Raw genomic sequence first — 8,759 nt, forward strand, 5'->3', positions numbered from 1 at the left:
TATCCGTTCTGTCACAGCCATCGAGGTCCCCAGCGCCGGAAAAACGGCAGCTGGCTAGCATACGACGGCATCAAAAGCGGACATTTCTATGCGGCTAAAAGCGGACATTATCATCTAGCCGCTACAATCACAAATGTTGATAAATTATGTTATGTCAAATTAAGGAATCCGAATCAATCTTCTGGCGTATCATCACTGCCGATGACTACCTTGGAGCCCCGCACGTGACCCTCCTCAAGAAACGCATCGAAGCGACCGACCGGAAAATCGACGAACTCAAGGAAGCCCGCAAGGTGGCGCAGAAAGCCAGCTTCAGGGCGCGGCGCATGACAGGCCGCGGTAAGGTAACGCCCGGCCTTTCCGCGCGTGATTCGTGCGATGCCCGATGCGCAATCGACCAGCGCTCAGTTGGGTGACAGGAACGGATTGACTACCGTCAGCCGCTCGCAGATAACCTGTCCGTGCTGCATGTCTTCGCTGTAGAGCACTTCGCAGTCTGCGAGCAACGCGAACGCAAGGATGCAGGAATCATAGAACCGGAAGCCGTAGTGTTCGGCAATCCGGCGCGCTTCCTTGTGGACCTCGAGCGTGAGCGGCACGATCTCGCAGAACGCTTCCACGTCGCCCATCAGGGCGTTGATCTCAGGCCACGCCAGATCCATTTTCCGGCGCATGACGAGCGTGACCTCGTTCATGACCTGCGTGCTGATGACGGGCTTCGGATCGCGCTGCACGACCAGCGCCTCGGCCCGGTCCGCCTTCGCCGTGTCGCCGGAGAACAGGTACGCGATGACATTGCTGTCCACCGCGAATCGCGTCGGTGTCTCGACGCTCATTCCGCAGTTCCCCTGTCACTGAGCGATTCACGATCGAACCTGAAGTCGGCGGGAAGCCGTCCGCGGTACCTGCGCAGACGCTCGATCCGCTCATCGAAGGTGGGCTTTTTGCTGATGGAGAACGCGCCGGACTGATCGGCAAAGATCTCGATGTCGTCACCCTCCTTCAGGCCGAGCGCCTCGACGACGCTCGCGGGCAGCCGGACGGCCAGGCTGTTGCCCCATTTTGCGACCTGCATGATGACCTCCTGTGGATACACATAATACGTATTGTATATCTATCGCGTTGCTTTTCAAGTCCTGACGATCGCGCTTCCGGACATGACGGCCGTCGTGTTTTCGGATCGACAACCGGATGCGGGGGCAGCCTGCCACTCCTTCGTCCGATCGGTTGGCGCGGGCAGAACAAGGTCCGTTGTTTCCCGGACGCCCGGTTATCGCGAGCAGGTGACGATTCTGACCAGCTCATCGCGCAGCCCCGAGATGTCCAGCACGTGCTGCGCGCGCGTCATCGCCACGTAGAGCAGGCGAATCTCGTCGTCCTCAGGCATCGGACTGCCGTCGGGGCCTCGCATGCGAAAATCATTGGCTATCCTTACCCGCTTCCACTCCAGCCCTTTCGCCCGGTGAACGGTCGAGATCACGTAGTCGGCCTGCACTTTCAGGGCGCTCCGTTGCGCGAGTGCACGCAGATAGTCCGTGCCCAGCTCGTCGACGATCCGCACCACCGGTTCGAGATCCTGACCAAAGGGGGTGCGGGAAAATGCCCGAGCTTCAGCCCACGTTTCGAACAGCGAGAACGCCGCCGGCCGGAAGGTGCGCTGGCCAGCGATCAGCTGGTCCGCACCATCGGCATACGCGAGAATTTCCGCTGGACTCATGCGGATCGCCGGCCGGTGCCCGGCCTCGAGGCCCGCGGCGAACTGCCAGATCGCCGTGACGTTCTTGCGGCACAGGATGGCGTCGACCGGCGGCGCAATCGACGGGTCCGCCACCATGATCGAGCCGATCCTGGCCTGTCCGCGGATCGGCGTGCGCTCGCCGAGCATGAGCAGCAGGCGGCTCGCGAGCGCCGCGAACCTCGGACCAAAGCGGAAGGATTCGGTCAGCGCGCATTCCGGCGCGTCGATCTGCGCCATGGCGTTGACCGCACCCCGCCATTCATAGATCTGCTGGTACGGGTCGCCCACATAGATGATCTGGGCGTGCCGCTGCTGGCCGAGGATGGCGAGCATCACGCCGTCGCTGTCCTGCGCCTCGTCAAACAGGATGTAATCCGCCTCGATGTGTGGCTCCGAAAACGCCCAGAGCTTGAGCAGCACGTCGGGCGAGATGGCGCTGCGTGAGCGCGGCGCCGCGCTCTCCTCCCATAGCCGCTGAACATGAGGCAGCAGCCACGCGCGCAACTGTGCTGCGAGCGCTTCGTCGATCTTCTCGTCAACGACGATGTGATGCGCCGCGGGCACCCGGTCGGCCGACCGGCAGAAGCGTCCAAGTCCCTCGGCGATCATCCGACCGATCTCGAACGGTGCGATCTCCAGCGCCTTGCCGGTCACGCTGCGCACCTCAACCGGGCCCGGTCCATAGCGCGCGGCGAGCGCATGGGGTGGTTCCGCCTCGAGCTTCATGCGGCTTTTCAGTTCTGGCGTGACCGATCCCCAGGCGCGCGAGTGCACGGTGCGTGCGTTGACGCTGCGCGGGAAACGCCGGCTCGCGCTTGCCGCGATGTCGCGGTTAAAGGCGAGGTAGACACCGCGGCGCGAGGCGAACTGCTCGGCCACGAGCTGCAGCGTCGAGGTCTTGCCTGCGCCGGCAAAAGCCTTCACCTTGAGGTCCCCGCCACGCAATGCCATATCGAGCACCGCGCACTGTTCTTCCGTGGGTTTGATGGAGGCTGGCATGGGCAATGGATGACGGAAGGAAAGCGCCTGGGAGTTTGCCAGAAAATGCGCGCCGTACGGAAACGTGTCGCTGCGCGGCCCGCGATACCTGAAAGAGTGAGGCCGGTAAGGACCTCCCTGGCGGCACCGGAAGTAACGGCGTGCCAATATCGTCGCGCCACACAACGAACGACGGCCCCGAAAGTCCAGCAAAAAAGCCGTCGTAGATCAATTCATCACTTGATCGGCACCGGTTTTGCGGATGCTGTATGAATATACAGCTTGGCGGACCCCCAGAAAACGCTCACGCGGCGGCGCGATGAATTCTGTATCAACTTCGCGTCGCCGTTCTATGGCGCTTGGCTGTGGGAAGCGATGGACCGGGGTGAACTGCCACTGCCGGCCGGTGCGCGCCCTATGTTGAAGCGCGCTCGGCTTACGCGCGCTGTTCATGGATGGGCGTCGCGCGTGGCTGGATCGATCCGACCAAGGAAAAGGCCGGCGCGGTAATGGGTTGGACGGCGCACTCTCGACACTCAAGCGCGAATGCGCGGAACAGGGACTCGATTACGAGGAAGTACTCCACCAGCGCGCGATGGAAATCCGGCTGATGAAAGAACTGGGTCTGGAATTGCCCGACTGGGCGGGAACTGTGGGCGCGGCGGAAGTCGGCAGAGTGGCCGAGCCGCCGACCGCGCAATGATGCCGACGACGTGCAGTGAACAGTCCCGAAACCGGACTACAGTGTCCCGCGTAGTGCTGCGCCGATGTTCAGCACCGACGCGGCGGGGCTGGCCAAAGCGGCCCCTGTTCCAGTGAGTTTCGTGCCTGTACGCTGCATCAGACCCAGCAGTGACGAAACGCCTACGTTGGGACCGAATTTCTGGTGAAGGACAGCAAAGGCTGCCGCCACCTGTGGCGCAGCGAATGATGTGCCGTAGAGAGACATGGACCCGGAACCTGCAAAGGGAGCCAGCACGTAATCATGGGTGTTGAAGTCACCGACACCGACCGGAGCAAAAAGAGCGACGCGTGGCGAAATGTTTGTATAAACCGTGGGGACTGACGGGTGCAATATTCCCGTTGCGCCCACGGGAATGACATTGTTTCCGCAGGTCCACGTTCCAGTTCCGTTGATTCCTGTTTTGTCGTCAGTCCCGTTGCCTGCCGCCATAACAACCGCAACACCCTTCGACCTGAGGACGGCCGCAACGGCGTCAATCCGCGCACCTTCCGAATTCGGCCCGCACGGCAGATCACCCGCGACCGAGCGGCCGTTGGCTGAAATATTAACTGCAACGATGCGCCCAACTTCTCTTTCCGGTCTTGTAAGAAGGACGCCGTTCACGTACCACAGCGCGTTGACTATTGAATCGATTGGCCACCCGGTGGTGTTGCTGGCGTCCACACCGGTTCCACCGCCGACCTTGATGGGGTTTTGTCAACTTGACGGTACCGGTCTTAATCGCTCGATAAACTATGGGATCCTTATTAAATGCCTCTGGATTTTGAACCTGTCCAGTCGTGCCAGACGAGCAAACGCACCGTCAGCTCCGCGCGATGGCAGGCCGCATTCATCCGGTGCCGTGGCAAGGCAAAGTGCTGCCGGATTGGACCGAATCTGCACAGGAATGCCTGCGTGCGCTTCGGATCGCGAAAGCCACGCATCTGGCGCTCACGTGCGCGCGTAGGTTGATGACTATTCTCCGCCCGGTTGTTGACCCGCGCAGCTGCTTTCACAAACACGTGCTTCACGCCGGCCAGTTCAGGAATTTCCGCCTTCGCCGCCGGATAACTGCGCAACTGGTCAGTCACGATCCGGCGCGGCACAGGTGCCGAACGCAGCACCCGTTTGAAGAAGCGTTTTGCTGCCGCCTTGTCACGACGCTTCTGCAGCAGCACGTCCAGTTCGCTCCCGTGTTCGTCCACGGCGCGCCAAAGCACGTAGCGCTCGCCACGCAGGTTCACGAACAGTTCGTCGAGATGCCACGTCGAACCCGGTTTGCCACGTGCGGCCTTTGCACGACGGGCAAACTGCGCGCCAAACCGGTCACACCACTGGCGGATCGTCTCGTAGGTCACCGCGACACCACGCTCGAGCAGTAGCTCCTCGATGTCGCGCAGGCTCAGACTGAAACGGTGGTACCAGCGCACCGCACAGCTGATGACCGCTGCCGGAAAGCGGAAGCCGTGATAAGGTGATTTACTCTTTTTCATGCCGCGATTCTATCCGGCCACGGCCGCAAGTTGACAGAACCGACTTCTGCAATCCTCGGCCAATCACGCCACTGCGCATGCGCGGTACTGACCGTATTGTTGCTTGAAAGGGTACGCACAAAGACGGCATGAATCGGGACAAGAGCTTTCTGGTTGTTCGCATCCTTGAGCTCAGACTTCGTCGCGACGGGAGTACGAACGCCTGCCGGCACGCAGATGACCGGAAATTCCTCGCCTTCGTGGTCGACATACTGAACCGTAATCTCAAACGGCTCCGAAGCGAAACGGCTCACGAGTGCCTGTATCTCGTCCTGCACGAAAACGGCACGAACAGGCTGTTGTCCGGCGAACGGGACAGGCCGCATCGTCTCATCGTCGAAGCCGATGACGAACCTTCCACCGCCGTTGTTACGCAAGGCGATCAAGGTCTTGATGAGTTTTGCCTGCCCCTCCGGCTGCGTTGGATCAAACCAGCGCTTGACTTCGACCGCGTAACTCTCGGACAGGCTCTGCAGAAGATGCCGCGTCTCTTCGATGGATGGGAACACTGGTGGGCCTCGCCTGGCGAATTCGACTGGACACAATTATTGCGTACTTTCCGGTAGCGAATCAAAGAGCCGCCCACCGCTAGTGACCCGTATGGAGATCGGTAAATGCCAGACCGTAGACATCCGTGCGACGCCGCGCCCGCCTCACGGAAACTCGTGGCCGATGCCGGCGTACGGTTTCAACGATCGCCTCGGCGTCATCATCACTACATGCACAGCCGATGATGATCCGCTCGAGCGCATTCTCGCTCATGGTCACAAAGCCATCGGTCGCGGTCGGCACACCGGGGCTCGCGAAGAGGGGGTTCTTCGCAACAACGCGGAATTCGCGTTCGTAGCTCCAGACGTCCGATTTGGTCAGCAGGGCTTTTGTCATTGCGTCATCCTGCTCCTCGGGCAACGTACTCAGGGGAAGACGTTCCTGATAGGCAATCTGGCAAGCTCCGACAAATGGTTCGCTGTGCACATTGAACTGCAGGCAGATGCCTTTATGATCGCCGCTGTAGTGCGACCACATCAGCATGTTCTGGTCACAAGGTGTGAGGCAGTAGACACGGTATTCATCGTTGATCCGCTGGCCCATCGAGCGGGAACAATCGTCCACCATGAACCGGAGCAGGCTCGGAATGTTGCGAAGTTCCTCCGCATCCGCGACACGAGCCTGAGGCAGGCGCATGAACCACGCGATGTGCTCCTCGCGACCCGCCTGCGTATCGAGTGCGTCCAGGTCAAACCACGGGCGGCAATCCCAGGGGTCGTTGAACTGCGCCGGGCTCGACATATAGAGCCTGCTTGTTCGCAGCATTGCCTCGAGCCGCGTGGCCGCCTCAGCGCCGTAGCGTTGACAGTGGTACAGATACCGGATTCGCAATTGCGCAGCAGTGGTCGGCATGGGGTGCGTTGAAGCAGGGCAGAAAACCTGATTCTAGAGCAGGAATTTCGCCCGCTGAACAGCGACACAAACGCGGCTGTCTCGCCGCGAACTTCATCGGCGTGCCCCAGCAGATCGTGAAACGGCAGGCGGATAGCGGGACGCAAGGATGCCGCGGATGGTGGCGAGCGACTGCTCCGCGACCACGCTGGGTTCGATGGTTCGGGGCGTCGCCAGCATCGGGATCCGCACGCCGAGTCGCCGGCATACCGCTGACAGATACGGCTTTGCGCCACCACCGCATTCCGCAGCCGCGCGTGCGAGCGCTGTATCGCCGACGCGCTGGCGCAACCACCCCAGTACCCGGCGATCCTTTTCACTACAGATCCTGACGAGATGCTCCATGGCGGATTCTCCGCAAACACTGTATATTTATACAGTATCCGGAAAAACCGCGGCCGGCAAGCGAAAACCGTGGCCCGTGGGAAGTTCTTTGCCATTCGTGTGGCGTACCCCACATACGTCTGGATCTGCCCGTTAAGTGTATGATAGTGTCATACACGATTGAATTGAGGTGCCATCATGGCGAGCGAACGCCTGACAATCACATTGACGCCGGAGCTGCTCGAGTTCGTCCGCGAGCGAACCGCAGAAGGCGACTACAACAGTGATAGCGAGGTAATCCGGGATGGACTTCGGCTGCTGAAGGAGCGCGACAACGCGGTTCGTCAGTGGCTGACCGAGAAAGTGGTCCCGAGCTATCTTCAGTACAAGGCCAACCCGGGAAGTGCGATGACCCGGGAGCAGATCGAGGAACAGCTTGATCGGGACAGGCACCAGCGTCGAACGAAAAAGGGAGCGGCGGGCTGATGCCGTACAAGGTTCAATACCTGCCGTCGTTCTACGACATGCTGCGTCAGATCGAGGAATACATGGTGGACCACGATCGCTCCGATGCATCGATCGATCGCTACCGGTCCACCGTGTTTGATACGTGCGAAAAATTCGCCACGTTTCCGAATCGAGGGGGACGGCACGACGACGTCATGCCGGGGCTGCGAACCTGGAACATCGAGGGCGAAACCATCCTCGCCTATGTAGTCGATGATCCGACTTTGGCTGTCACGTTCGTGGGCATCACGTACGGCGGGCAGAACTGGATGGAAATCTTTTCCATGCGCCCTGTGGGCCCAGTGCAGTGATCAGCAGGTCGTCCCGACAGGTTTCTGCCCAGCGATTCTGACTTCAGTCTGTCTCGGTGAGCATCCTCGTGCGCAGCGCGGGGCACGCAGACAGCATCTATGCGTCAACCAGTAGAATTGGCATAAGTTCATTCCGAGCCGCTCATAACGGACGAGGAGTGCTTGTGGGATTGCCTCATCTTTACCAGACCAAAATTTCGCGAGCACACGATGTCCGATGATTTCCGTCGCCTTTTTCCACAATATGACGAGCTCCGGCAGCTAACGAGTCCCCTTAAAGAAATGCAGGAACACCTGCGTCTGCTGGGAGACGCTCGTAGGCATCTTGGGATGGGATCGGAAATGATGGAGCTCCTTCGGCAGGAAGCAGCAAATCGCAAGACGGTACTGGGTCTGACTGACCTGACAAATATCGCACGCGATTTTGAACGTCAGCGCGCCTTGCTCGAAGGACCTATCGAGCAGGCGAGACGCCTGGGGTTGCTTGATCCTTATTCGGATATCCGCAAATCGATCGATGCAGCGACAGCGTTACAACAGGCCCATAAGGATCTGTTTCGTCTTCCGCGCGTCACAGAGCTGGACCAGATTGCCCGGGAGGCGATGGGAAGGACTGATCTCGCACGAGCGATGCTCGGAACCGAAAGTCATTTGAAGACGGCTATGGCAGCGATGCGTTCCCCGTGGCTTCAACAAGGGGAGATTTTCGGTTCAGCAACGGCACTATCCAATATTATCGCCATGGGTCGCGGGCTCAATAGCTTGCATGGTTTCAATAGTGAATTCGCGGAAGCACTGCGGCCAAGTCTGGGCGACTGGCGCGATGTGTTGACGCCAGCCACTGAATCATTGATCGATTCTTTTTCGCGCTCAGGTTTCTACGTAGAACGGGGGTTTGATCCGCAACTCACCGATTTTACGCCGCAGGCTTTTGAAGAAGGCCTGGAGATCGCCGGGCTACGCGAATCCGAGTCAGCAGAAAATGACGATGACCAACAGGACAGCTTCGCGCGCGCCAAAGAGGCATTCGACACATTGCAGCGCTTCGAAGTCGCGATTCGTCGCTTCATTAAGCGTGTATGGGATGTCCATTTAACCGGAGTTAGCGTTTTGCCTCCACGGGCGGCTCGGCGAAGGTCGCTCCAGGCTGGGCGGATGTCCGCGTTGCCTCGGCGGCTTGGGAGGAACAGCCTTTGGCCTCTGGC

At 59.9% G+C, this 8,759-nt stretch carries 14 protein-coding genes; 6 read left to right on the top strand and 8 right to left on the bottom strand.

The window, feature by feature from the left end:
- A partial coding sequence (locus F6X37_RS36500; RefSeq protein WP_222945031.1) for a hypothetical protein occupies positions 1 to 228 on the top strand: 228 nt, incomplete at its 5' end.
- On the top strand, positions 225 to 416 hold the full coding sequence (locus F6X37_RS34825; protein WP_187614544.1) for a hypothetical protein: 192 nt from the start codon (positions 225 to 227) through the stop codon (positions 414 to 416). The genes F6X37_RS36500 and F6X37_RS34825, both read left to right, overlap by 4 nt.
- Here the strand turns inward: F6X37_RS34825 and F6X37_RS34830 are convergent.
- The 3 genes from F6X37_RS34830 to F6X37_RS34840 form a co-directional block, all read right to left on the bottom strand.
- Entirely contained in the window at positions 405 to 836 is a 432-nt protein-coding gene (locus tag F6X37_RS34830; RefSeq protein WP_187614545.1) for a PIN domain-containing protein, read from the bottom strand. The genes F6X37_RS34825 and F6X37_RS34830 overlap by 12 nt on opposite strands.
- Positions 833 to 1,075, bottom strand: coding sequence for an AbrB/MazE/SpoVT family DNA-binding domain-containing protein (locus F6X37_RS34835; protein ID WP_187614546.1), 243 nt, complete (start codon positions 1,073 to 1,075; stop codon positions 833 to 835). Before F6X37_RS34835 ends, F6X37_RS34830 begins: the two co-directional genes overlap by 4 nt.
- A 195-nt stretch (positions 1,076 to 1,270) precedes the next feature.
- The gene (locus F6X37_RS34840) at positions 1,271 to 2,737 is read right to left on the bottom strand and encodes a 3'-5' exonuclease (RefSeq protein WP_187614547.1); all 1,467 of its coding nucleotides are present in this window, start codon (positions 2,735 to 2,737) and stop codon (positions 1,271 to 1,273) included.
- 493 nt (positions 2,738 to 3,230) lie between these two features.
- Here F6X37_RS34840 and F6X37_RS34845 point away from each other — a divergent pair, with 493 nt between their 5' ends.
- Positions 3,231 to 3,419 (top strand): hypothetical protein, encoded by a 189-nt coding sequence (locus F6X37_RS34845; RefSeq protein WP_187614548.1) that lies wholly within the window; start codon positions 3,231 to 3,233, stop codon positions 3,417 to 3,419.
- Between the two features lie 36 nt (positions 3,420 to 3,455).
- On the opposite strand, the gene F6X37_RS34850 is transcribed toward F6X37_RS34845, so the two are convergent.
- The 5 genes from F6X37_RS34850 to F6X37_RS34870 form a co-directional block, all read right to left on the bottom strand.
- Positions 3,456 to 4,124: a S8 family serine peptidase gene (locus tag F6X37_RS34850; RefSeq protein WP_187614549.1), complete on the bottom strand. Its 669-nt coding sequence runs from the start codon at positions 4,122 to 4,124 to the stop codon at positions 3,456 to 3,458.
- An 83-nt stretch (positions 4,125 to 4,207) separates the two neighbouring features.
- Positions 4,208 to 4,933, bottom strand: coding sequence for an IS6 family transposase (locus F6X37_RS34855; RefSeq protein WP_187614550.1), 726 nt, complete (start codon positions 4,931 to 4,933; stop codon positions 4,208 to 4,210).
- Entirely contained in the window at positions 4,930 to 5,481 is a 552-nt protein-coding gene (locus F6X37_RS34860; protein ID WP_316252033.1) for an ATP-binding protein, read from the bottom strand. Before F6X37_RS34860 ends, F6X37_RS34855 begins: the two co-directional genes overlap by 4 nt.
- Before the next feature lie 79 nt (positions 5,482 to 5,560).
- A complete protein-coding gene (locus tag F6X37_RS34865; protein ID WP_187614551.1) occupies positions 5,561 to 6,373 on the bottom strand; it encodes a DUF2971 domain-containing protein in 813 nt (270 codons plus the stop codon).
- 93 nt (positions 6,374 to 6,466) lie between these two features.
- The gene (locus F6X37_RS34870; RefSeq protein ID WP_187614552.1) at positions 6,467 to 6,757 is read right to left on the bottom strand and encodes a hypothetical protein; all 291 of its coding nucleotides are present in this window, start codon (positions 6,755 to 6,757) and stop codon (positions 6,467 to 6,469) included.
- A 177-nt stretch (positions 6,758 to 6,934) separates the two neighbouring features.
- Here F6X37_RS34870 and F6X37_RS34875 point away from each other — a divergent pair, with 177 nt between their 5' ends.
- From F6X37_RS34875 to F6X37_RS34885, 3 genes are all read left to right on the top strand, one after another.
- On the top strand, positions 6,935 to 7,222 hold the full coding sequence (locus F6X37_RS34875; RefSeq protein ID WP_187614553.1) for a type II toxin-antitoxin system ParD family antitoxin: 288 nt from the start codon (positions 6,935 to 6,937) through the stop codon (positions 7,220 to 7,222).
- Complete coding sequence (locus F6X37_RS34880) at positions 7,222 to 7,554, top strand: type II toxin-antitoxin system RelE/ParE family toxin (RefSeq protein ID WP_187614554.1); 333 nt, start codon at positions 7,222 to 7,224, stop codon at positions 7,552 to 7,554. Before F6X37_RS34875 ends, F6X37_RS34880 begins: the two co-directional genes overlap by 1 nt.
- A 210-nt stretch (positions 7,555 to 7,764) precedes the next feature.
- A partial coding sequence (locus F6X37_RS34885; RefSeq protein ID WP_187614555.1) for a hypothetical protein occupies positions 7,765 to 8,759 on the top strand: 995 nt, incomplete at its 3' end.

The sequence above is a fragment of the Paraburkholderia sp. 31.1 genome (assembly GCF_014397645.1).
Classification (GTDB): domain Bacteria; phylum Pseudomonadota; class Gammaproteobacteria; order Burkholderiales; family Burkholderiaceae; genus Paraburkholderia; species Paraburkholderia tuberum.

Coding starts and splice junctions, on each gene's coding strand:
- F6X37_RS34830 (WP_187614545.1), bottom strand. CDS start 836: ATGAGCGTCGAGACACCGACGCGATTCGCGGTGGACAGCAATGTCATC.
- F6X37_RS34835 (WP_187614546.1), bottom strand. CDS start 1,075: ATGCAGGTCGCAAAATGGGGCAACAGCCTGGCCGTCCGGCTGCCCGCG.
- F6X37_RS34840 (WP_187614547.1), bottom strand. CDS start 2,737: ATGCCAGCCTCCATCAAACCCACGGAAGAACAGTGCGCGGTGCTCGAT.
- F6X37_RS34855 (WP_187614550.1), bottom strand. CDS start 4,933: ATGAAAAAGAGTAAATCACCTTATCACGGCTTCCGCTTTCCGGCAGCG.
- F6X37_RS34865 (WP_187614551.1), bottom strand. CDS start 6,373: ATGCCGACCACTGCTGCGCAATTGCGAATCCGGTATCTGTACCACTGT.
- F6X37_RS34870 (WP_187614552.1), bottom strand. CDS start 6,757: ATGGAGCATCTCGTCAGGATCTGTAGTGAAAAGGATCGCCGGGTACTG.
- F6X37_RS34875 (WP_187614553.1), top strand. CDS start 6,935: ATGGCGAGCGAACGCCTGACAATCACATTGACGCCGGAGCTGCTCGAG.
- F6X37_RS34880 (WP_187614554.1), top strand. CDS start 7,222: ATGCCGTACAAGGTTCAATACCTGCCGTCGTTCTACGACATGCTGCGT.